The organism is Pseudomonas sp. NPDC096925, from assembly GCF_044762545.1.
Lineage (GTDB): Bacteria > Pseudomonadota > Gammaproteobacteria > Pseudomonadales > Pseudomonadaceae > Aquipseudomonas.
Genome location: NZ_JBIWEM010000002.1, coordinates 532,031 through 552,564 on the forward strand (window position 1 = coordinate 532,031; position 20,534 = coordinate 552,564).

At 64.2% G+C, this 20,534-nt stretch carries 16 protein-coding genes and 1 pseudogene; 5 read left to right on the top strand and 12 right to left on the bottom strand.

Annotated features, from left to right (window positions below; all coding sequences use genetic code 11):
- Positions 1-101: 101 nt before the first annotated feature.
- Entirely contained in the window at positions 102-1,007 is a 906-nt protein-coding gene (locus ACIQYU_RS08400) for a LysR family transcriptional regulator (protein WP_343588247.1), read from the bottom strand.
- Positions 1,008-1,370: 363 nt separating this feature from the next.
- Positions 1,371-4,301, bottom strand: coding sequence for an aminotransferase (locus ACIQYU_RS08405; protein ID WP_402798965.1), 2,931 nt, complete (start codon positions 4,299-4,301; stop codon positions 1,371-1,373).
- Between the two features lie 114 nt (positions 4,302-4,415).
- Between ACIQYU_RS08405 and ACIQYU_RS08410 the strand changes: the two are divergent.
- Positions 4,416-4,598 (top strand): annotated as a pseudogene (locus tag ACIQYU_RS08410) (ATP-binding protein); the annotation flags it as partial.
- Positions 4,599-4,791: 193 nt separating this feature from the next.
- On the opposite strand, the gene ACIQYU_RS08415 reads toward ACIQYU_RS08410, so the two are convergent.
- The 9 genes from ACIQYU_RS08415 to gloB all read right to left on the bottom strand — a co-directional run bounded on the left by ACIQYU_RS08415 (position 4,792) and on the right by gloB (position 15,714).
- Positions 4,792-5,055, bottom strand: coding sequence for a DUF3077 domain-containing protein (locus ACIQYU_RS08415; protein WP_402798968.1), 264 nt, complete (start codon positions 5,053-5,055; stop codon positions 4,792-4,794).
- 156 nt (positions 5,056-5,211) lie between these two features.
- Positions 5,212-5,400: a hypothetical protein gene (locus ACIQYU_RS08420; RefSeq protein ID WP_233693795.1), complete on the bottom strand. Its 189-nt coding sequence runs from the start codon at positions 5,398-5,400 to the stop codon at positions 5,212-5,214.
- Between the two features lie 408 nt (positions 5,401-5,808).
- On the bottom strand, positions 5,809-7,422 hold the full coding sequence (locus ACIQYU_RS08425) for an ABC transporter ATP-binding protein (protein ID WP_233693681.1): 1,614 nt from the start codon (positions 7,420-7,422) through the stop codon (positions 5,809-5,811).
- A 1-nt stretch (position 7,423) separates the two neighbouring features.
- The gene (locus ACIQYU_RS08430; protein WP_063912689.1) at positions 7,424-8,443 is read right to left on the bottom strand and encodes an ABC transporter permease; all 1,020 of its coding nucleotides are present in this window, start codon (positions 8,441-8,443) and stop codon (positions 7,424-7,426) included.
- Between the two features lies 1 nt (position 8,444).
- Positions 8,445-9,518 (bottom strand): microcin C ABC transporter permease YejB, encoded by a 1,074-nt coding sequence (locus ACIQYU_RS08435; RefSeq protein ID WP_207830996.1) that lies wholly within the window; start codon positions 9,516-9,518, stop codon positions 8,445-8,447.
- A gap of 1 nt (position 9,519) precedes the next feature.
- Entirely contained in the window at positions 9,520-11,355 is a 1,836-nt protein-coding gene (locus ACIQYU_RS08440) for an extracellular solute-binding protein (protein ID WP_207830997.1), read from the bottom strand.
- Complete coding sequence (locus ACIQYU_RS08445; RefSeq protein WP_207830998.1) at positions 11,352-13,181, bottom strand: extracellular solute-binding protein; 1,830 nt, start codon at positions 13,179-13,181, stop codon at positions 11,352-11,354. Before ACIQYU_RS08445 ends, ACIQYU_RS08440 begins: the two co-directional genes overlap by 4 nt.
- Before the next feature lie 222 nt (positions 13,182-13,403).
- Positions 13,404-14,834, bottom strand: a complete 1,431-nt coding sequence (locus ACIQYU_RS08450; RefSeq protein ID WP_207830999.1) for a lytic transglycosylase domain-containing protein — start codon at positions 14,832-14,834, stop codon at positions 13,404-13,406.
- Positions 14,835-14,934: 100 nt separating this feature from the next.
- Complete coding sequence (gene gloB / locus ACIQYU_RS08455) at positions 14,935-15,714, bottom strand: hydroxyacylglutathione hydrolase (protein ID WP_207831002.1); 780 nt, start codon at positions 15,712-15,714, stop codon at positions 14,935-14,937.
- A gap of 85 nt (positions 15,715-15,799) precedes the next feature.
- Here gloB and ACIQYU_RS08460 point away from each other — a divergent pair, with 85 nt between their 5' ends.
- The 4 genes from ACIQYU_RS08460 to ACIQYU_RS08475 all read left to right on the top strand — a co-directional run bounded on the left by ACIQYU_RS08460 (position 15,800) and on the right by ACIQYU_RS08475 (position 20,268).
- Entirely contained in the window at positions 15,800-16,573 is a 774-nt protein-coding gene (locus ACIQYU_RS08460; protein ID WP_207831006.1) for a class I SAM-dependent methyltransferase, read from the top strand.
- A gap of 13 nt (positions 16,574-16,586) precedes the next feature.
- Positions 16,587-17,033 (top strand): ribonuclease HI, encoded by a 447-nt coding sequence (rnhA, locus tag ACIQYU_RS08465; protein ID WP_016711609.1) that lies wholly within the window; start codon positions 16,587-16,589, stop codon positions 17,031-17,033.
- A gap of 51 nt (positions 17,034-17,084) precedes the next feature.
- Entirely contained in the window at positions 17,085-17,843 is a 759-nt protein-coding gene (gene dnaQ / locus ACIQYU_RS08470; RefSeq protein WP_207831009.1) for a DNA polymerase III subunit epsilon, read from the top strand.
- Between the two features lie 175 nt (positions 17,844-18,018).
- Positions 18,019-20,268: an Orn/Lys/Arg decarboxylase N-terminal domain-containing protein gene (locus ACIQYU_RS08475; RefSeq protein ID WP_402799496.1), complete on the top strand. Its 2,250-nt coding sequence runs from the start codon at positions 18,019-18,021 to the stop codon at positions 20,266-20,268.
- Here ACIQYU_RS08475 and ACIQYU_RS08480 read toward each other — a convergent pair.
- Positions 20,252-20,470: a hypothetical protein gene (locus tag ACIQYU_RS08480; RefSeq protein WP_207831012.1), complete on the bottom strand. Its 219-nt coding sequence runs from the start codon at positions 20,468-20,470 to the stop codon at positions 20,252-20,254. The two genes, ACIQYU_RS08475 and ACIQYU_RS08480, sit on opposite strands and share 17 nt — an antisense overlap.
- Positions 20,471-20,534: the final 64 nt, after the last annotated feature.

Genomic DNA, 20,534 nt, shown 5'->3' on the forward strand with positions numbered 1-20,534 from the left:
CATGGCACCGGCTTCGCCGGTGTTCGCGGGTGAACCCGCTCCCACAGGGAGGGTGCAAACCCAGGAAGCCTGAGCAGTACAGTTACTCCCGCGAGGGGGCATCAGGCCCTCGGTGGTTCCTTCTCGAACAGCTGGCGCATGACTTCCAGGTAACGCCGTGCACCCAGCCCCAACGGGCGCGACTTGACCCAGATGATGTCCACCCACAAGCGCAACCGGCTGGCCATGTTGTCGAAGCGCACCTCCGCCAGCGCGCCCGAAGCAATCAAAGGCTCGACCAACGGCTGCGGCAGGTAGGCCCAACCGAGCCCCGATTGCACCAGGTCCAGCGTGGCCAGGTAGCTGTCGGTCAGCCAGATGCGCCGCGACAGCACCATGCGCGGGTCCGACCCGGTGGCCTTGCCCGAAGCCACGATGATTTGCCGCTGTTCGGCGAACGCCTCTTCCGGCAACGGCATGCCGTTGTTCTGCCCGGCTGGATGGCGGGGGGAGGCGACGGCCACCAGCAATTGGCTGCCGGCCTCCAGGAATGACTCGCGCTCGTCGATGCCAGGCCGTTCGAAGACCAGTGCCAGTTGCACGCTGCCGTCATGCAGCAGGCGGATGGCTTCTGCCTGGGTGGCTGAGCGCACTTCGATTTCCAGGCTGGGAAATTCCTGGGCGAGGGTTTCCAGCGGCTGGCTCCAGCGGCCGGTCTGCAGCTCGGGGGCCATGGCGATGGTCAGGCGCTTTTCCAGGCCCTTGTGCAGTTGCAGGGCCTGGGCGTCGAGCAGGTTGAGCTGGCAGATCACCTGCCTGGCCTGAGGTTCCAGGGCCAGGGCGGCGCTGGTGGGCAATGCTTTGCGCGTGGCCCGGTCGAACAGCGGTAGGTCCAGCTCCGCTTCCAGTTGGGCGATGGCCATGCTCACGGCCGAAGGCACACGCCCGAGCTTGCGCGCGGCGGCAGAGAACGAGCCAGCCTCCAGCACCGCGAGGAAGATTGCCAGGGAGTCGCTGGTAAAGGCCATTGTTGGTAAACCTGATGACGGGGGAGTTTTATGGAAGAAAATTATGGGGCTTTTGTTTGAGAATGCACCAGGGCGCAGAGTGGTTCGGCGGGGGATTGTCAGCGCCTGTGAGATCGGGCGCCGCCCGCGCGGCGCATCGCGAGCGAAGCTCGCTCCTACATTTGTTTCGGGCCAGTAACGCCTGTCGCTGCGCGCGCGACCGCCTCGTTTGTTCCTCACGATATGGAGGTGGACGCCAAAGGGCCGCGCACTTCTGCCTCAGGAATAACTGGCCCGAAACAAATGTAGGAGCGAGCTTCGCTCGCGATGCGCCGCGCGGGCGGCGCTCGATCTCACAGGCGCTGAAAAACCAAAGCCAAGCACCTACAGCCCTTCACCCAGCACCCGATCAATGCTGTCGACAAAGTAGTCCACGCTCGCCCGGGTGGTGCACATCGGCGGCTTGATCTTGAGGATGTTCAGGTAGTCGCCGGTCGGCTGCATGAAGATGCCCAGGTCACGCAGGCGGTTGCACAGGGCCATGGTTTCCTCGGTGGCCGGCTCCAGGGTTGTGCGGTCGCGCACCAGTTCCAGCCCCAGGTAAAAGCCCGAACCATGCGCCGCGCCGGCCAGCGGGTGCTTGTCGACCAGTGCCTGCAGGCGTGCCTTGAAGTAGCGCCCGGTGTCACGGGCGTTGTCCCACAGGCCTTCTTCCTGCATCACGTCCAGCACCGCCATGCCGATACGGCAACTGACCGGGCTGCCACCGGCCGAGGAGAAGAAGTAGCCCTCGGCTTCCAGTGCTTCGGCGATCTCGCGGCGGGTGATGACTACGCCCAGCGGTTGGCCGTTGCCCATGCCCTTGGCCATGGTGATGATGTCGGGCACCACACCCTGTTCCTCGAAGCCCCAGAAGTACTCGCCCAGGCGGCCATAACCGACCTGTACCTCGTCGGCGATGCACACGCCGCCCCGCGCACGGACTTTGGCATAGGCTTCGCGCAGGTAACCGGCCGGCAACGAAATACCACCAGCATTGCCGTATACCGGTTCGCAGATGATGCCCGCCAACTGGCGGCCACGGGCGTCGAGGTCGGCCAGCTTGGCATCGACGTCGCGCAGGTAGTCGGTGGCGCTGTCGGCGCCACGGAAGCGGCCACGGAAGGTGTTCGGTGCCTCGACCGGGTGCACCCAGTCCGGGCGGGTTTCCAGGGCCTGCGGGTTGTCGGCGATGGAGGTGGAAATGGCATCGGTGGCCACCGACCAGCCGTGGTAGGCCTCCAGCACGCTGAGCAGGTCGCGCCCGCCGCTGTAGGCCCAGGCCAGGCGAATCGCCAGGTCGTTGGCTTCGGTACCGCTGTTGACCATGAACACCCGGTCGAAACCTTCGGGCGCCAACGCCAGCAGGCGTTCGGAGAACTCGCTGATGGCCGCGTAATGGAAGCGCGAGTTGGTGTTCAGCAGCGACCATTGCCGCGCCGACTCGGCGACCATGCGCGGGTGGCCGTGGCCCAGTACCGCGACGTTGTTGAGCATGTCCAGGTACGAGCGGCCCTGCATGTCGATCAGGTAGTTGCGCCAGCCGCGTTCGATGTGTGGTGGTTGGGCGTAGTAGTGCTTCTGTGAGCGAGCGAAGCTGGCGTCGCGGCGGGCCAGCAGGGCCTGCGGGTCAGGGAGCGGCTCGGCGTTGCAGTCGAAGCCCAGCAGCGCAGCTGGCGACGGGCACAGGGCCAGCCAGGCGGTCGCCTGGGACGGGGTGGCGAAGAACGGTGGCTGGATGCCGTTATCCAGGCACAGCTGCACACTGAGGAAGCCACAACTGCTGCCCAGCGACTGGCCTTTTTCCACGGTCTGGCCATCTGCCGGCGCGTCTTCCAGGCCCTGTAGCCACAAGGCCCAGTGCGCGCTGCGCAGGCAGCCACGGCCGTCGCCATGGCGCTGCCAGGTGCCGGTATCTGGCGCTTGCACCAGGCTGCCGTTGGGCACGTGCAGCTCGACGCCCAGGGCGCAGGTGGCGGGCTCTTCAGGGCGGTCGATATGGGTTTGCGACAGGCGATACTGCCCATGCAGGCTGCAGGCCGGGGCCGGTTGCGTGGTCAGCAGGTGCTGGTCGAAGCCCGGTTGTTCCCAGTTGCCCGCCTCGCAATGCACGCTGAGTACGCCCAGGTCGACCCGTGTCACTGGCTGCCCTTTCAGTTCAGGGAGCAGGGGGGCGCAGCCGCTCAGGTCCGGCGTGGCGGGGTGCAGGCCCGCAGCTTGCAGGATGGCCGCTTCCATCAACGCGAAAGGTACGGCGGTGGCCGTGTCGAAGATTTCCCATTCATGGGCGATGTTGTCGCGGGTGTACTGGTTGCCGGGGTCGACGGCGAGCTGCTGCTCGCTGCTCAGCACCAGTACGGCGGCGCGGTTGAGCACCAGTGGCCACAGCGCCCGCAGTTCGGCTTCGCTCAGTGGGTTGAGCGCCTGGTAGGCCTGCACTGCAGGCAGGATGCGCAGTGGGTCACCCTCGGCGTGGTGCAGCAGCGCAGCGCAGGTCACCGACAGGTCGGCGATGCGCCAGGTGCGCAGCAGGTCACCGAAATCGATCACCCCTTGCAGTTGCCACTGGCGCTGGGCATCGCGGGCCCAGACGGCGTTGTCGTCGGTGATGTCCAGGTGCACGGCCTGGCTTGGCAGCTGGTCGACCAGTGGCGCCAGATGCTCGGTGGCCAGTTGGGTGGCCTGCTCGATGCGGGCGCGTTGCTCGGCGTTGCCCAGCACGGGCAGCAGGTGCTGGATCAGTGCCTGGGCATTTTGCGGGTCCCATTGCAGGGTGCGCGCCAGGCCCGGGTGGTCGAAAGTGGCCAGGGCCTTGTCCAGCCGCGCGCAGAGCCCGCCGAGTTCGGCCATCAGGCGTGGCTCCATGTGCTTGAGGCGGGTCAGTGGCTGGCCTTCGATGTAGTCGAGCAGGCGCATGCGCAGCGGTTGCCCGTCTATTTCCAACGCCAGCAGCATCTGGCCATCGCTGGCCGGGCGCACGGCGGGCACAGGCAAGCCCTGTTCGCGCAGGTAGGCCAGGGCGGCATGCTGGGCTTCCAGTTCCAGCTGGGCGTAGCTGCCGTGGCAGGCCTTGAGCACGAAACGGCCTTGTGGAGCGTCTACTCGGAAGTTCAGGTCCTGTTGGCTGCCCAATGCCGAGAGGTTGCCGGCAATGCCGTAGTGCGTTTGCAGCACGGCATGTGCCTGGGCTTCGCCGAGCGCAGGGCTGGGCAGGCCGGAGCGCTGGATCAGTGTGGTCAGGGCAGGGGAGGCGGGCTGGTGGTGTGGGCTGGACATGGGGCTCTACCGTTGCTGCTGGGGTTGACGGTGGAGAATTTATGCCCGATCTGGCTGATGATGGAAGACGATTGTTGTCAGGAAATTTGATGATGGCTTTCGAGCCGACCTGCCGCGGCGGCCGAGTATTCGAAGTCTGTGGGGCGTGAAGTGCGTGTCGAAGAGATACAGCCGGTTGCCAACGAACTGCTGGCCGCTAACCTGATCATGCGTCGGGGGCATGGGCTGTATGGGGTGACCGACCCCTTTGTACAGGAGATCTGGCGCGAGCGGCAGGAGTTGTTGGGCCGACTCTGAGCTGCATCAGCCTAGGCCAGCTGGCGCCGGTCTCCCTGGGTATGCAATCTCCCGTGGGGACGGCCTTGTGTCGCGAAACGGCCGCAGGGCGGCCCCCGGATTTCTGCGTGAAAGCATAAATCGCCGGGGCTGCTTTGCAGCCCTCTGGCGACACGAGACCGATCCCATATGTGCGTATGGCCTGTGATGCCAATCAGCGCATCATGCCCAGCTCGGCGTCATCCATGAGGGCCTTGGCCATCGCACTCAGGTAGTGGGCAGCCCAGATCATCATCGGTTTTTCATCCATCAGGCCGGTGATGGTCAGTTCGCGGACATAGCCCATCAGCTCTGAAGATTGCTCGCGGGCGTCGCGGCAGGGGATGCCGGGCTCGATGCGGAACAGTGGGTGGGTGCCGTTTTCGCCTTGGTAGAACGTGGTTTTACCGACAGTGAATTGGGTGTCTTCTTTGGTCATTTTTGAATCCCCTCAAAATTCTCGACTGCCCGGACGGGCCCTTTCGCGGGTGAACCCGCTCCCACAGGTACTGCATCTACCTCAAGGCCTGTGGAGATCTTGTGGGAGCGGGTTTACCCGCGAAGAGGCCAGCCCAGACAACGCAACACTAAAGCCTCAGTGCAAAGTCCGAGGCTCAGCGGGCATCTGCACCTGAACCAGTGCCGACTCAAGCAAAGTCCGAAGCGCCTCCAGCTCATGCATCGAGGTCATCATCAGGATCGAAGCCGGCGATTTGGGCTGCAGTAGCAAGGCCTTATGCACCACGGTGGCCGCGCATAGCGCGTAGTCGGTGGCCTGGATCAGGGTGTCTTCGAGGGAATGGGGGGTGTGGGGTGGGGGAAATGGACTACAGGGAAGGGGTTAAATCTGACATGGCAGGTGTTCTGCGCCCGATTGCGTCAGGGCGGGAGGTGACCGGTTTGATTTCTGTGGTGGCGCGAAAATCGAGCGCCGCCCGCGCGGCGCTTCGCGGGACAAGCCCGCTCCCACATTTGTTGCAACGTGGCCATGCCTGTGGGAGAGGCGTTGTCAGCCTTGGTGCAAGCCTTGAGACAAGTGGGGCGGCAGCAGTGCCAACCCTGAAATCCAGCTAGCCCACCAAGGCTGACAACCATGGCCTGACAGGTTTGGCACGTTGCAACAAATGTGGGAGCGGGCTTGTCCCGCGAAGCGCCGCGCGGGCGGCGCTCGATCTTGAGGGCGCTACAAAACTTAAGGCGAACCCTCCTCAACCTCCAGAAACGCCGCCTCCAGCAACTGCCGGGTATACGGATGCTGCGGTGCATGGAAGATCGCCTGCGCATCCCCTTGTTCCACCACATGCCCGTGCTTGATCACCATCAACTGGTGGCTCAACGCCTTGACCACCGCCAGGTCATGGCTGATGAACAGGTAGGTCAGGTTGTATTTCTGCTGCAGATTGCGCAGCAGTTCCACCACCTGCCGTTGCACCGTGCGGTCCAGCGCTGACGTAGGCTCGTCCAGCAGGATCAGCGCCGGCTTCAACACCAACGCCCGGGCAATCGCAATGCGTTGGCGCTGCCCACCGGAAAACTCATGTGGGTAGCGATGCCGCGTGCGCGGGTCCAGCCCCACTTCCTCCAGGGCCGCAATAATCGCAGCTTCCTGTTCCTGCGCCGTGCCGATGCGGTGAATGCGCAACCCTTCACCGACGATGTCCTCCACGCACATGCGTGGGCTCAGGCTGCCAAACGGGTCCTGAAACACCACCTGCATTTCCCGGCGCAACGGGCGCACGGCCTTCTGGTTCAGCCCTTCCAGGTTCTGCCCATGGAAGCGAATGCCGCCCTGGCTGGAGATCAGCCGCAAGATCGCCAGACCCAAAGTCGACTTGCCCGACCCGGACTCGCCGACAATCCCCAGCGTCTGCCCCTGTGGCAAGCTGAAGTTGACCCCGTCCACCGCCTTCACATGGTCGACCGTGCGCCGCAGCAAGCCCTTCTTGATCGGGAACCACACCTTGAGGTCATCCACCTCCAGCAAGGGCGCGCCCACCGGGTTGTGCGCCGGCAGCCCGCTGGGCTCGGCATTGATCAGCATCTGCGTGTAATGGTGTTGCGGTGCACTGAACAGCCTGGCGCATTCGGCCTGCTCGACAATCTGCCCGCGCTGCATCACGCACACGCGGTGGGCGATGCGCCGCACCAGGTTCAGGTCATGGCTGATCAGCAGCAGGGCCATGCCCAAACGCGCCTGCAGTTCCTTGAGCAGGTCGAGAATCTTCAACTGCACGGTCACATCCAGCGCCGTGGTCGGCTCATCCGCAATCAGCAGCTCCGGCTCGTTGGCCAGGGCCATGGCGATCATCACCCGCTGGCGCTGCCCGCCGGACAGTTCGTGGGGCAGGGCCTTCAGGCGCTTGCGTGGCTCGGGAATGCCGACCATCTCCAGCAGTTCAAGGGTGCGCGCGGTTGCTTCCTTGCCGGTCAGACCTTTGTGCAGCAGGAGGATTTCGTTGATCTGCTTCTCGATGCAGTGCAACGGGTTCAGCGAGGTCATCGGTTCCTGGAAGATCATCGCAATGCGGTTGCCGCGAATGCGCTGCATGGTCTTCTCGTTCTGCTGCAGCAGGTCCTTGCCTTCGTAGCGGATGCTGCCGCTGGGGTGGCGGGCCAGGGGGTAGGGCAGCAGGCGCAGGAGCGAGTGCGCGGTGACCGATTTGCCCGAGCCACTCTCGCCCACCAGTGCCAGCGTCTCACCCTTGCGGATATCGAAGCTGATGCCGTCCACCACGCGGTGGGCCTGGTCACCGGTGACGAACTCCACCGACAGGTCGCGCACTTCGATCAGGTTCTGTTCACTCATGTCACTTCCTCGGGTCGAAGGCATCGCGGGCGGATTCGCCGATGAACACCAGCAGGCTCAGCATCAGCGCCAGCACGGCGAAGGCGCTGATGCCCAGCCATGGGGCCTGCAGGTTGGACTTGCCCTGGGCCACCAGCTCGCCCAGCGACGGTGCGCCCGGTGGCAGGCCGAAGCCGAGGAAGTCCAGGGCGGTGAGGGTGCCGATGGCGCCGGTGAGAATGAACGGCATGAAGGTCATGGTCGAGATCATGGCGTTGGGCAGGATGTGCCGGTACATGATCGCGCCGTTGCGCATCCCTAACGCGCGGGCGGCGCGCACGTATTCCAGGTTGCGCCCGCGCAGGAACTCGGCGCGCACCACGTCCACCAGGCTCATCCACGAGAACAGCAGCATGATGCCCAGCAACCACCAGAAGTTGGGCTGCACGAAGCTGGCCAGGATGATCAGCAGGTACAGCACCGGCAGGCCTGACCAGACTTCCAGGAAGCGCTGCCCGGCCAGGTCGACCCAGCCGCCATAGAAGCCCTGCAGGGCGCCGGCGATCACGCCGACGATGGAACTGAGCAGGGTCAGCGTCAGGGCGAACAGCACCGAAATGCGGAAGCCGTAGATCACCCGTGCCAGCACGTCGCGGCCCTGGTCGTCGGTGCCCAGCCAGTTGTCCGCCGAAGGCGGGGCCGGGGCGGGTACGCGCAGGTCGTAGTTGATGCTCTGGTAGCTGAACGGGATCGGCGCCCAAAGCACGAAGCTGTCTTTCTTCTCAAGCAGTTCGCGGATGTACGGGCTCTTGTAGTTGGCTTCCAGCGGGAATTCGCCGCCGAAGGTGGTCTCCGGGTAGCGCTTGAAGGCCGGGAAGTACCATGCGCCGTCGTAGCGCACGGCAATCGGCTTGTCGTTGGCAATCAGCTCGGCGCCCAGGCTCAGGCCGAACAGAATCAGGAACAGCCACAGCGACCACCAGCCACGGCGGTTGGCCTTGAAGCGCTCGAAGCGCCGGCGGTTGAGGGGGGACAAGGCCATGTCAGTGCTCCCGGCTGGCGAAGTCGATGCGTGGATCGACCAGGGTGTAGGTCAGGTCGCCGATCAGTTTCACCACCAGCCCCAGCAGGGTGAAGATGAACAGGGTGCCGAAGACCACCGGGTAGTCGCGGTTGATGGCCGCCTCGAAACTCATCAGGCCGAGGCCGTCGAGGCTGAAGATCACCTCGATCAGCAAGGAGCCGGTGAAGAAGATGCCGATGAACGCCGAAGGGAAACCGGCAATCACCAGCAGCATGGCGTTGCGGAACACATGGCCGTACAGCACCCGTGGCCGGCTCAGGCCCTTGGCCTTGGCGGTGACCACATACTGCTTGTTGATCTCGTCGAGGAAGCTGTTCTTGGTCAGCAAGGTCATGGTGGCGAAGTTGCCGATGACCAGCGCGGTGATCGGCAGCACCAGGTGCCAGAAGTAGTCCAGCACCTTGCCGGTGGTGCTCAGTTCGTCGAAATTGTTGGAGGTGAGGCCACGCAGCGGGAACCAGTCGAAGTAGCTGCCGCCGGCGAACAGCACGATCAGCAGGATGGCGAACAGGAACGCCGGGATGGCGTAGCCGACGATGATCGCCGAGCTGGTCCACACGTCGAAATGGCTGCCGTGGCGCACGGCCTTGGCGATGCCCAGCGGGATCGACACCAGGTACATGATCAAGGTGCTCCACAGCCCCAGCGAAATCGACACCGGCATCTTCTCGAGGATCAGGTCGATGACCTTGGCATCGCGGAAGAAGCTGTCGCCGAAGTCCAGCCGGGCGTAGTTCTTGATCATGATCCACAGGCGCTCGGGCGGCGACTTGTCGAAGCCGTACATGCGTTCGATCTCGGCGATCAGTGCCGGGTCCAGGCCCTGGGCGCCACGGTAGTTGGAGCCGGCAACGGACACTTCGGCACCGCCGCCGGCAATGCGGCTGGTGGCGCCTTCGAAGCCTTCGAGCTTGGCGATCATCTGCTCGACCGGGCCGCCGGGGGCGGCCTGGACGATGATGAAGTTGATGATCAGGATGCCGAACAGGGTCGGGATGATCAGCAGCAGGCGGCGCAGGATGTAGGCCAGCATGTCATTCGGCCTCGTCTGCAGGGGCTGCGCTGACGGCCGGGGTTACGCCGGGTTTGATCCACCAGGTGTCGATGCCGATGTCGTACTTGGGCGAGACGTCCGGGTGGCCGATGTGGTTCCAGTAGGCCACGCGCCAGGTCTTGATGTGCCAGTTGGGGATCACGTAGTAGCCCCACAGCAGCACACGGTCGAGGGCCCTGCAGTGGTCGATCAGGCTCTGCCGCGAATCGGCATTGATCAGCTGTTCCACCAGCTGGTCGATGGCCGGGTCGCGCAGACCGATGAAGTTGCGGCTGCCGGGGTTGTCGGCGGCGGCACTGGACCAGAACTCGCGCTGCTCGTTGCCCGGGGAGTTGGACTGCGGGTAGCCACCGACGATCATGTCGTAGTCACGCGAGCGCAGGCGGGTGATGTACTGGGAAACGTCCACCCGGCGGATGTTCAGGTCGATGCCAAGGTCGGCGAGGTTGCGCTTGAACGGCAGCAGGATGCGTTCGAACTCGGTCTGTGCCAGCAGGAACTCGATGCTCACCGGCTTGCCCTGGGCGTCGACCATCTTGTCGTCGACGATTTTCCAGCCGGCTTCCTGCAGCAGCTTGTAGGCCTGGCGCTGTTGCTCGCGGATCATGCCGCTGCCGTCGCTGACCGGGTTGTGGAAGGCTTCGCTGAACACCTGGTCGGGGATTTTGCCGCGCAGCGGTTCGAGAATCTTCAGCTCGCCAGGGCCGGGCAGGCCGCGAGCGGCCATTTCCGAGTTGTCGAAGTAGCTGCCGGTACGGGTGTAGGCGCCGTTGAACAGCTGCTTGTTGGTCCATTCGTAGTCCAGCAGCAGGCTAAGTGCCTGACGCACGCGCACATCCTGGAATACCGGGCGGCGGATGTTGAAGATGAAGCCCTGCATGCCGGTAGGGTTGCCGTTGGGCAGCTCTTCCTTGATCAGCCGGCCGTCGCGCACGGCGGGCACGTTGTAGGCGGTGGCCCAGTTTTTTGCGCTGACTTCCAGGCCATAGTCGAAGGCCCCGGCCTTGAGGGCCTCGAGGGCGACGGTGGTGTCACGGTAGGAGTCGAACGTCATGACGTCGAAGTTGTAGAAGCCGCGGTTGATCGGCAGGTCCTTGGCCCAGTAGTCCTTGACCCGTTCGTAGCGCACCGAACGCCCGGCCTTGACTTCGGCGACCTTGTACGGGCCGCTGCCCAGCGGGATTTCCAGGTTGCCGCGGTTGAAATCGCGGTTTTCGTACCAGTGCCTGGGCAGTACCGGCAACTGGCCGAGAATCAGCGGTAGCTCGCGGTTGTTCTTGTGCTTGAACTTGAACAGCACCTTCAGCGGGTCTTCGGCGACCACTTCGGCGACGTCGGCATAATACTGGCGGTACAGCGGCGCACCGTCCTTGATCAGGGCATTGAAGGTGAACACCACGTCGTCGGCACGCATCGGGTGGCCGTCATGGAAGCGGGCTTCCGGGCGCAAGTAGAAGCGTACCCAGCTATTGTCGGGTGCTTTCTCGATCTTGCCGGCAACCAGGCCGTATTCAGTGAATGGCTCGTCCTGGCTCTGACGCATCAGGGTGTCGTAGATGATGCCGATGTTCTCGGCCGGCACGCCCTTGTTGATGAACGGGTTGAGGCTGTCGAAGCCGCCGAAGCTGGACTGGCGGAAGGTGCCGCCCTTGGGCGCATCAGGGTTGACGTAGTCGAAGTGCTTGAAGTCGGCCGGGTACTTGGGCGGCTCGTCGTACAGGGTGAGCGCGTGTTGCGGTGCGGCCAGGGCGGGAAGGCTCAGGCAGGCGAGCAACAGGCTGCCTGCCAGCCGGCGCAGTCGGTGCGTTGGCGTCATTGGGCTTTCTCCGAAGTCTTGATCCACCAGCTGTTCAGCCCGAGGGTGTAGGGCGGCGTGGTGACGAAGGCGAACCGGTTGCGGTAGGCCAGGCGATGATTGTCGAGGTACCAGTTGGGAATCATGTAGTACTGCCATGAGAGCACGCGGTCCAGGGCGCGGGCGGCGGCGACCTGGTCATCGCGGGTGCGGGCGGCGAGCAGGGTGTCGAGCAGATGGTCGACCACCGGGTCCTTCACCCCAGCATAGTTCTTGCTGCCCTTGGTCGCGGCCTGGCTGGAATGGAAATACAGCCACTGTTCGAGGCCCGGGCTCAGGGTCTGGTTCAGGGTCATCAGAATCATGTCGAAATCGAACTGGTCCAGGCGCTGTTTGTACTGGGCGCGGTCCACGGTGCGCAAGCGTGCATCGATGCCGATGCTGGCCAGATTTTCGACATAAGGTTGCAGGATGCGTTCAAGGTTGGGGTTTACCAGCAGCAGCTCCATGTGCAGCTGCTGGCCCTTGCTGTCGACCAGGCGCTGGCCGTTCAGCTTCCAGCCGGCCTCGGCGAGCAGGCCGAGGGCCTGGCGCAGAGTCTGACGGCTGATGCCACGGCCATCGGTCTGGCTGACCGTGTAGGGCTCGCTGAACAGTCTGGCTGGCAACTGGTCACGGAACGGCGCCAGCAGCAGCCACTCCTTGCCGGTGGGCAGGCCGGTGGCGGCGAATTCGCTGTTGGGGTAGTAGCTGGTCGAGCGGCGGTAGGCGCCGCTGAACAGCGCGCGGTTGGTCCACTCGAAGTCGAGCATCAGCCCCAGCGCCTGGCGTACCCGTGGGTCGCTGAAGGTGGCCCGGCGGCTGTTCATGAACAGGCCCTGGGTTTGCGTGGGGATGCGGTGCGGGATCTGTACCCTGATTACCTCGCCGCGGCGCACGGCCGGGAAGTTGTAACCGTTGGCCCAGTTCTTCGCCTGGTGCTCTATGTAGATGTCGAACTCACCGGCCTTGAACGCTTCGAAGGCCACCGTGGCGTCGCGGTAGAACTCATATTCCACGCGGTTGAAGTTGTACTTGCCACGGTTCACTGCCAGGTCCTTGCCCCAGTAGTTCTTCACCCGTTCGAACACCAGCCGGCGCCCAGGCTGGACCTGGGTGATGCGGTAGGGGCCGCTGCCCAGCGGGGGTTCGAAGGTGGTGGCCTTGAAGTCGCGCTTTTGCCAGTAGTGCTTGGGCAGCACCGGCATTTCGCCCAGGCGCAGGATCAGCAACGGGTTGCCGGCGCGCTTGAACACGAAGCGGATGCGCAGCGGGCCAAGGATGTCCACCCGCTGCACTTCCTGCAGGTTGGTGCGGTAGATCGGGTGGCCATCCTTGAGCAGCGTGCGGTAGGAGAAGGCCACGTCTGCCGAGGTGATCGGCTTGCCGTCATGCCAGTGGGCTTCCGGGCGCAGGTTGAACACCACCCAGCTGCGGTCCTCGCTGTACTCCACCGAGCGGGCGATCAGGCCGTAGCTGGAGGTCGGTTCGTCGCCGGACGGGTCGTACTGGCCGGTGCCGACCATCAGCGGCTCGTTCAGCTCGCTGATGCCGTATTGCTGGAAATTGGGCGTGGTGATCGGGCTCGACCCCTTGAAGGTATAAGGGTTGAGGGTGTCGAAGGTACCGAAAGCCATGGCCCGCAAGGTGCCGCCCTTGGGCGCTTGCGGGTTGACCCAGTCGAAATGGGTGAATGTGGCTGGGTACTTGAGCGTGCCGAACTGCGCGTATCCGTGGCTTTCGCTCACCATCGCGGCTGCGGGAAAGCTCAAGGCCAGGCTGAGTGACAGCAGGAGGGGACGTATCAAGTCGGCATCCGATCCAGAGGCGTTGGGCTTTGATCGGGGTACAGTAACAGCTTGGTGGGGTTGGAAAAAGAGAGGGGACAGGGGTTTTCCAGTGGGTATTTCTCAGGCTCATTCGCGGGCACGCCCGCTCCCACAGGTACAACACCAGCCTTGATGGCGGTGAAAAACCTGTGGGAGCTGGCGTGCCCGCGAATGGGCTGCAAAGCAGCCCCTGTAACTACATCAATGCGAGAGGTATACGGTGAGGGTCTGGCCTGGCTTCAGGGCATGGCCGCTGCGTGGGTTCCAGCGCTTGAGGTGCTTCATTTCCACGTTGAAGCGCTTGGCCACCAGGTACAGCGAATCGCCTTTGCGTACCTTGTACTGCGTGGAGCGCTGCCCGGAGGCGGCCACCCGATTGCCGGCAGCGCTCGGGGCGTCGCCACCACGCAGGGCCAGGACCTGGCCTGCGCGCACGCTGTTGCCGGAGAGGCGGTTCCAGCGCTTGATGTCCTTGACCGAAACGCGGTTGGCCTTGGCGATGCTGCCCAGGTTGTCGCCGCGCTTGACCCGGTAGCTGCGCGCCGCCACCGGTGCCTTGGCTTCGGCCACGGCGCGGGCGAACACGGCCTTGTTCGGCTGCAGGCTGACCAGTTGCTCGGGCTTGAGGTTGGACAGGCTGTCGCTCAGCAGCTGCGCCTTGGCGGTCGGTACCAGCAGCTGTTGCGGGCCGTCCACGGTCATGCGCTTCTTGAATGCCGGGTTGAGCTGGATCAGCTCGTCTTCGTCGATGTTGGCGAAGGCCGCTACCCGCGACAGGTCGAGGCGGTCGTTGATGGCCACCGCCTCGAAGTAGGGTTCGTTGGCGATCGGGTTCAGGTTCACGCCATAGGCTTCCGGCGTGAGTACCACTTGCGACAGGGCCAGCAGCTTGGGCACGTAGTCACGGGTTTCCTGCGGTAGCGGCAGGTTCCAGTAATCGGTGGGCAGGCCGAGCCGTTCGTTGCGCTCGATGGCGCGGCTGACGGTGCCTTCGCCGGCATTGTAGGCAGCCAGGGCCAGCAGCCAGTCGCCGTTGAACATGTCGTGCAGGCGGCTGAGGTAGTCCAGTGCGGCGTTGGTCGAGGCGGTCACGTCGCGACGGCCATCGTAGAAGTTGGTCTGGCGCAGGTTGAAGTGGCGGCCGGTGGACGGAATGAACTGCCACATGCCCGCGGCATGCGCGCGCGAGTAGGCCATCGGGTTGTAGGCACTTTCGATGGCTGGCAGCAGCGCCAGCTCCAGCGGCATGTCGCGCTCTTCGAGGCGTTCGACGATGTAGTGCAGGTAGAGGCTGCCACGCTCGCCGGCACTTTCGATGTAGCTTGGGTTGCTGGCGAACCACAGGCGTTGCTGCTCGATGCGCGGGTTGACGTCGATGTTGTCCTGCAGGGCAAAGCCCTGGCGCATGCGTTCCCACACGTCCTGTGGTGCCTGCTCGGCCGGCTTGGCCAGCAGTGGCGAAGGTTTGTGCTTGATCCGCGCCTGGTAGTTGTGCGCGCGAACGCTATCGGATTCGTCGAGCTGACGGGTGCTCTGGCAGCCCACCAGGGTGGCGGCCAGGGCCAGCGCACTGATTTGGGCCAGGCGCGTCAGGGCGACGGAATGAGAGGTTCTGCGGCTACGGGAAGACATCGGCTGACACAGGTTTCCGGGCGAAAAATTTCGGCGATTCTAGAAACCGCTCCGGGCCTGGTCAACCTTTGACCATCGCTTGCGATATATCTTGAGGTTATCAGAAGGTGTCCTTCCAAGACCTCAAGGCAGCAAAAACAGCGACATGCGTGGGGTTTGAATGCCCCTTCCATTCGTCTGCTTTTTGTTTAACTAATGTTTCAGAGGTGCGCAGGAAGGGGTTGGTCAGGCGTTCCAGGCCAATCGTTGATGGTAAGGTGATGCGATTGTCGGCGCGCAAACGGGTAACGTCTTCGAACCGCTGCTGAACATGCGGGTTTCCGGGCTCCACCGCCTTGGCGAAACGCAGGTTGCTCAAGGTGTATTCGTGGGCGCAATACACCTCGGTCTGCTCTGGCAGGGCCGCCAGGCGGGCGAGGGCGGGCTGCATCTGTTCGGGGGTGCCCTCGAACATGCGCCCGCAACCGGCGGCGAACAGGGTATCGCCGCTGAACAGCAGCGGCGTTGCCGGCTGGTCGCTGAACAAGGCGATATGCCCCAGGGTATGGCCGGGCACGGCCAGCACCTGGAAGGTCACGCCCAGCACGGTCACCTGGTCGCCTTCGTCCAGCGCCAGGTCACGGCAGGGAATGCGTTCTTGGGCCGGGCCGCAGACCCGCGCGCCGGTCAGTTGCTTGAGGCGTTCCACCCCGCCAACGTGGTCGTTGTGGTGGTGGGTGACCAGGATGTCGCTCAGTACCCACTCGGGGTTGGCTGACAGCCAGCGTTCCACCGGGCCGGCGTCACCCGGATCGACCACCGCGCAGCGGCGTTTGGCAGTATCCTGTAACAACCAGATGTAGTTGTCGGAGAAAGCGGGGAGAGCATCGATCTGTATCATGGTGCGGATCCGATTCGCCTAGCGTGGCACATGAGGGCATCTTAGCCGCGATGGCGCGGTGCGAGAACCTTCGAGGGAGAGCGCAATGACCGACCAAGCCTTTGCCCAGGCCGACCCGGACTGGGTCGAGCTGATCAGCCTGGCCCGTGAGTGGTTCAATGGCCCACTCGGCCAACTGATGCTCAAGGAGGAGGAAAAACTGCTGGAAGAAGAGCTCGGGCGCTTCTTCGGCGGTTACCTTGTGCACTACGGGCCCTGTGCCGAGCCGCCGCCCAGCGCGCCCCAGGTGCAGCGCAACGTGCGCCTCGGTGCGCCGCTGCCGGGGGTGGAGATTGTCTGCGAGGAGCAGGCCTGGCCGCTGAGCGAGCATGCCGCCGACGTGGTGGTGCTGCAGCATGGCCTGGATTTCTGCCTGTCGCCCCATGGCCTGCTGCGCGAGGCGGCCAGCGCCGTGCGCCCTGGCGGGCACCTGCTGATCGTCGGGATCAACCCGTGGAGCAGTTGGGGCATGCGCCATTTCTTCAGCCACGACGCCCTGCGCAAGGCCCGTTGCATCTCGCCGTCGCGGGTGGGCGACTGGCTCAACCTGCTGGGCTTCGCGCTGGAGAAACGCCGCTTCGGGTGCTATCGTCCGCCGCTTGCCTCCCCGGCCTGGCAGCAACGCCTGGCGGGCTGGGAGCGGTTGGCCGGCGGCTGGCAGAGTTCCGGCGGCGGGGTATACCTGCTGGTGGCGCGCAAGATGGTGGTGGGCCTGCGGCCGTTGCGCCCGGAGCGTCGCGAGCCGATGGGCAAGTTGCTGCCGCTGCCACTGGCCAAGGTCAACCGCACGGCGGTCAACCCGGATACCGAAAAGCACTGAACATGAGTGGTACATGAGCGAAAGCGTCGAGATGTTTACCGATGGTGCCTGCAAGGGCAACCCTGGCCCAGGCGGCTGGGGCGTCCTTATGATCTACAAGGGCGTCGAGAAGGAACTGTGGGGCGGCGAACGCGAAACCACCAACAACCGCATGGAACTGATGGCTGCGATCCAGGGGCTGATGGCGCTGAAGCGCGAATGCGAGGTGGTGCTGACTACCGACTCGCAGTACGTGATGAAAGGCATCAACGAATGGATGGTAAACTGGAAGAAGCGTGGTTGGAAAACCGCGGCCAAGGAACCGGTGAAGAACGCCGACCTTTGGCAGCAGCTGGACGAGCAGGTCAACCGCCACAAGGTGACCTGGAAGTGGGTGCGTGGCCATATCGGCCACCCCGGCAACGAACGCGCCGACCAGCTGGCCAACCGTGGGGTCGATGAGGTGCGCGCCCAGCGTTGAGCTGGGGTACAATTCCGGCCTTTGTAACTGATGCAAGTTGGAGCGCCCCGCGTGGAGCAGCAGCAAGATAAGCGGTTCGTCATTCTCGATACCGAAACCACGGGTATGCCGGTCAGCGAAGGCCACCGGATCATCGAGATCGGCTGTGTCGAGGTCATCGGCCGGCGCCTGACCGGGCGGCACTTCCACGTCTACCTGCAGCCGGACCGCGAGAGTGACGAGGGCGCCATCAACGTCCACGGCATCACCGATGCCTTCCTGGTCGGCAAGCCACGCTTTGGCGATGTCGCCGAGGAGTTCTTCGAGTTCATCCAGGGCGCCACCCTGGTCATCCACAACGCGACGTTCGACGTTGGCTTCATCAACAACGAATTTGCCTTGCTGGGCCAGCAGGACCGCGCGGACATTTCGCAGCACTGCACCATCCTCGACACCCTGCTGCTGGCGCGCTCGCGCCACCCGGGGCAGCGCAACAGCCTGGACGCGCTGTGCAAACGCTACGACATCGACAACTCGGGTCGTGAACTGCACGGCGCATTGCTCGACTCGGAATTGCTGGCTGACGTCTACCTGGCGATGACCGGTGGCCAGACCAGCCTGTCGCTGGCCGGGCATGGGGCCGAAGCCGAGAGTGAAGGGTCGGGTGCTGGTGGCAGCGAGATTCGCCGTATTACCGGGCGGGCGCCCGGGCGGGTGATCATGGCCAGTGCCGAGGAGCTGGAAGCGCATGCCGAGCGTCTGGCGGCCATTGCCAAGTCGGCGGGCGGGCCGTCCATGTGGCAGTCTCTGACCGAGACACCTGCTGGCTGATCTTTCGCCTGTACCGGCTTCTTCGCGGGCGCGCCCGCTCCCACAGGAATTCGACTGGCCTTGAATGCAATGCGGTACCTGTGGGAGCGGGTTCACCCGCGAAGAGGCCAGCACAGGCAATACAAGGCTCAACTACCCTGAAATGGACGACATGTCCTTCGGAGGTAGCCACCTGATGTACAAGGACCTCAAGTTCCCCATCCTCATCGTCCATCGGGCCATCAAGGCCGACAGCGTCGCTGGCGAGCGCGTGCGGGGCATCGCCGAGGAATTGCGCCAGGACGGCTTTGCCATCCTCGCCGCCGCCGACCATGCCGAGGCCTGCCTGGTCGCCGCCACCCACCATGGCCTGGCCTGCATGCTGATTGCCGCCGAGGGCGTCGGCGAGAATACCCACCTGCTGCAGAACATGGCCGAGCTGATCCGCCTGGCTCGCCTGCGCGCCCCCAACCTGCCGATTTTCGCCTTGGGCGAACAGGTGACCCTGGAAAACGCCCCCGCCGAAGCCATGAGCGAGCTCAACCAGCTGCGCGGCATTCTCTACCTGTTCGAAGACACCGTGCCGTTTCTCGCCCGCCAGGTGGCGCGTGCCGCACACGCTTACCTCGACGGCCTGCTGCCACCGTTCTTCAAGGCCCTGGTGCAGCACACCGCGCAGTCCAACTATTCCTGGCACACCCCGGGCCACGGCGGTGGTGTGGCCTACCGCAAAAGCCCGGTGGGCCAGGCCTTTCACCAGTTCTTCGGGGAAAACACCCTGCGCTCGGACCTGTCCGTTTCCGTGCCGGAACTGGGCTCGCTGCTCGATCACACCGGCCCCTTGGCCGAAGCCGAGGCCAGGGCCGCGCGCAACTTCGGTGCCGACCACACCTTCTTCGTCATCAATGGCACCTCCACGGCCAACAAGATCGTCTGGCACGCCATGGTCGGCCGCGACGACCTGGTGCTGGTGGACCGCAACTGCCACAAATCGGTGGTGCACGCGATCATCATGACCGGTGCCATTCCGCTTTACCTGTGCCCCGAGCGCAACGAGCTGGGCATCATCGGCCCTATCCCGCTCAGCGAGTTCAGCCCCGAGGCGATCCAGGCGAAGATCCAGGCCAACCCCCTTGCCCATGATCGCGGGCAGCGTATCAAGCTGGCGGTGGTGACCAACTCCACCTACGACGGCCTGTGTTACCACGCCGGGCTGATCAAGCAGACCCTGGGCGCGAGTGTCGAGGTGTTGCACTTCGACGAGGCCTGGTTCGCCTATGCGGCGTTCCACGAGTTCTTCACCGGGCGCTATGCCATGGGCACGGCCTGTGCGGCAGACAGCCCGCTGGTGTTCAGCACTCACTCCACCCACAAGCTACTGGCTGCGTTCAGCCAGGCCTCGATGATTCATGTACAGGACGGGGCCAGGCGCCAGCTGGACCGTGACCGCTTCAACGAAGCGTTCATGATGCACATCTCGACATCACCGCAGTACAGCATCCTCGCCTCGCTGGACGCGGCCTCGGCCATGATGGAAGGGCCGGCCGGGCGTTCGCTGCTGCAAGAAATGTTCGACGAGGCGCTGAGCTTTCGCCGTGCCTTGGCCAACCTGCGCGAGCACATCGCCGCCGACGACTGGTGGTTCAGCATCTGGCAGCCGCCGAACGCCGAGGGCATCCACCGCCTGGCAGCGCAGGACTGGCTGCTGCAGCCGGGGGCGGAGTGGCATGGCTTTGGCGAGGTGGCAGACGACTATGTGTTGCTCGACCCGCTGAAGGTGACCCTGGTAATGCCGGGCCTGAGCGCGGGCGGTGCGCTGGGCGAGCATGGCATCCCGGCGGCGGTGGTCAGCAAGTTCCTCTGGGAGCGGGGGCTGGTGGTGGAGAAAACCGGCCTCTACAGCTTCCTGGTGCTGTTCTCCATGGGTATCACCAAGGGCAAGTGGAGTACCTTGCTTACCGAGTTGCTGGAGTTCAAGCGCCACTATGACGGCAATACCGCCCTGAGCAACTGCCTGCCGAGCGTGGTGGCTGCCGATGCCTCACGCTACCAGGGCATGGGCCTGCGCGACCTGTGCGACCAGTTGCATGGCTGCTACCGCGCCAATGCCACGGCCAAGCAGCTGAAGCGGCTGTTCACGCGCTTGCCGGAGGTGGCCGTGAGCCCGGCACGTGCCTATGACCAGATGGTGCGCGGTGAGGTGGAGGCGGTGCCGATCGAGGCGTTGTCGGGACGGGTGGCTGCGGTGATGCTGGTACCGTACCCGCCGGGTATTCCGTTGATCATGCCGGGGGAGCGGTTCACCGAGGCGACCCGCTCGATACTCGATTACCTGGCATTCGCCCGGGCGTTCAACCAGGGCTTCCCTGGGTTTGTCGCCGACGTGCATGGCCTGCAGAACGAAAGTGGCCGCTACACGGTGGACTGCATCAAGGAATGCGAATGATCTCGACGCCGCTGCGCGCCAGTTCGAAGCGGTTTTCACCCAGGTGGTTGACCTTGTCGCCGATGGCCAGGCGATAGGTGGTGATGGGAACGCCCAGCGTGCTGCCGTCGGATTGCAGGGTCGACTCCTGGAACTCGTGCACGGGGTAGATGCGGCCTTCGGCGTCACGGGCATGGAACTGGCCGACCATTACTGCTGCCATTTGGTTGGAAACCTCTGAATTACGTGGGAAATGTCTGCAGGCATAGACCGTGGAACAGCGTCGG

Excerpts from the sequence above, each read along its gene's own strand:
- ACIQYU_RS08400 (WP_343588247.1), bottom strand. The coding sequence starts at position 1,007 with ATGGCCTTTACCAGCGACTCCCTGGCAATCTTCCTCGCGGTGCTGGAG.
- ACIQYU_RS08405 (WP_402798965.1), bottom strand. The coding sequence starts at position 4,301 with ATGTCCAGCCCACACCACCAGCCCGCCTCCCCTGCCCTGACCACACTG.
- ACIQYU_RS08415 (WP_402798968.1), bottom strand. The coding sequence starts at position 5,055 with ATGACCAAAGAAGACACCCAATTCACTGTCGGTAAAACCACGTTCTAC.
- ACIQYU_RS08425 (WP_233693681.1), bottom strand. The coding sequence starts at position 7,422 with ATGAGTGAACAGAACCTGATCGAAGTGCGCGACCTGTCGGTGGAGTTC.
- ACIQYU_RS08430 (WP_063912689.1), bottom strand. The coding sequence starts at position 8,443 with ATGGCCTTGTCCCCCCTCAACCGCCGGCGCTTCGAGCGCTTCAAGGCC.
- ACIQYU_RS08435 (WP_207830996.1), bottom strand. The coding sequence starts at position 9,518 with ATGCTGGCCTACATCCTGCGCCGCCTGCTGCTGATCATCCCGACCCTG.
- ACIQYU_RS08440 (WP_207830997.1), bottom strand. The coding sequence starts at position 11,355 with ATGACGCCAACGCACCGACTGCGCCGGCTGGCAGGCAGCCTGTTGCTC.
- ACIQYU_RS08450 (WP_207830999.1), bottom strand. The coding sequence starts at position 14,834 with ATGTCTTCCCGTAGCCGCAGAACCTCTCATTCCGTCGCCCTGACGCGC.
- gloB (WP_207831002.1), bottom strand. The coding sequence starts at position 15,714 with ATGATACAGATCGATGCTCTCCCCGCTTTCTCCGACAACTACATCTGG.
- ACIQYU_RS08460 (WP_207831006.1), top strand. The coding sequence starts at position 15,800 with ATGACCGACCAAGCCTTTGCCCAGGCCGACCCGGACTGGGTCGAGCTG.
- rnhA (WP_016711609.1), top strand. The coding sequence starts at position 16,587 with ATGAGCGAAAGCGTCGAGATGTTTACCGATGGTGCCTGCAAGGGCAAC.
- ACIQYU_RS08475 (WP_402799496.1), top strand. The coding sequence starts at position 18,019 with ATGTACAAGGACCTCAAGTTCCCCATCCTCATCGTCCATCGGGCCATC.
- ACIQYU_RS08480 (WP_207831012.1), bottom strand. The coding sequence starts at position 20,470 with ATGGCAGCAGTAATGGTCGGCCAGTTCCATGCCCGTGACGCCGAAGGC.